Annotated in this window: 2 protein-coding genes; both read left to right on the top strand. The window is 50.8% G+C overall.

What is annotated here, in order from left to right:
• Positions 1-150 precede the first annotated feature (150 nt).
• Positions 151-714: a DUF6431 domain-containing protein gene (locus tag ETC02_RS17535; protein ID WP_050368181.1), complete on the top strand. Its 564-nt coding sequence runs from the start codon at positions 151-153 to the stop codon at positions 712-714.
• A gap of 141 nt (positions 715-855) precedes the next feature.
• On the top strand, positions 856-1418 hold a 563-nt coding region (locus tag ETC02_RS16545; RefSeq protein ID WP_171698438.1), incomplete at its 3' end, for a helix-turn-helix domain-containing protein.

Below are 1418 nucleotides of genomic sequence, written 5' to 3'. Positions count from 1 at the left end.
TGTAAATTATCATTTTATTTCAGCACAAAACGCCCATTTTTTTGCACATTCTTTCAGAAAGCCCTCTCCCCTTTTCTGAAGGAATGTGCTAAATTTTTTGTGAATTGTTTCGGACAAAGATTTCCTTTCGTTTCAGGGGGGGGAGGAAGTGTGATCCAGTTTCACGACTTTGGCATTGACATTCAAACGTATACGGATCGTGGGAAAGGGAACGATTTTCCTGACGTGAGACAATGCCCCCACTGTCCGTCCCGCCGCCCCTTGCATCGTCATGGATACTACCAACGCTATGCGTTGACGACAGAGGGGGAGTATCACCTTTGGATCGCACGATATCGCTGTCAAGAATGCCGTAAAACCGTGAGTGTGCTGCCTTCTTTTCTCCTCCCGTATGTTCAATATACACGATCGGTTATTTGGCAAGCGGTCAAAACGTGGCTCGAAACGCCAAGGCGAGGAGCGAAGACCAAACAGGTTGGTTTTCCCACCAAGGAGGTCATCTTATTTTATGTCCGACGATTTTTACGGAATCTCTCCCGCTTGCATCACGCGGCGGCGAGAAGGTGGGGGATCATCGGCCCTGTGGGGAACGCAAGAACAGAACGGGCGGTTTGGTGGATGCAGACTTTGGAGGGACGGGGGGTGGGCTCGATCATCCAAGACCTGTGGACAAACGAGAAGTGGCATCCGTTTGCGGATCAAATTGCTTCCTGATTTTCTACTTAACACCAAAAATGGAGATGGTTGATGTTCCCACAAACCCTTCCTCTCGACGAATCTCGAGCCGTTTCGTAAGATAGGAGGCAGAGGGACCGAGACGGTCCAACATCACAGGGAGACAGGGAGGAGATCCGGATGGATGAATCAATGAGACACGACATCGCGCTGTTTCGGTACGGGCTGATCGCTCCGTTGGTGAATGGCCAGGTGGAGCCCAAGGCGTATTTGAATGAGGTGGGCGGGCGAGTGCATTCGATTCCTCATCAAGGGGACAAACCCATTGCGGCGAAGACGATTCTGGATTGGTGCGCCCGATACAAAAAAGGGGGCTTTGACGCCTTGAAGCCGAAGCGCCGTTCGGACCGCGGCCGCTCCAGACGTCTGTCCCCCGATGATGAGGATCATATTCTAGCATTGAGAAAGGAACATCCCACCATGCCCGTGACCCTATTCTACGAACAACTCACCAAGCAGGGGGACATTCCCACCACCCTTTCATACTTTACTATATACCGATTGTTGAAAAAACACAACCTGGTGGGAAAAGAAATCTTGCCGATGCCGGAGCGAAAGCGTTTTGCGTATGACCAGATCAATGAGCTATGGCAAGGGGACTTATCCCATGGACCCACAATTCGAGTCCATGGGAAAGCCCAGAAAACGTTTTTGATCGCGTATATTGATGACTGCTCGCGGTT

Origin of the sequence: Geobacillus sp. DSP4a, from assembly GCF_013096875.1 — a bacterium.
Taxonomy (GTDB): domain Bacteria; phylum Bacillota; class Bacilli; order Bacillales; family Anoxybacillaceae; genus Geobacillus; species Geobacillus thermophilus.
The sequence above is the reverse complement of the archived record's forward strand: the minus strand, read 5'-3'. Positions and strand labels throughout refer to the sequence as shown.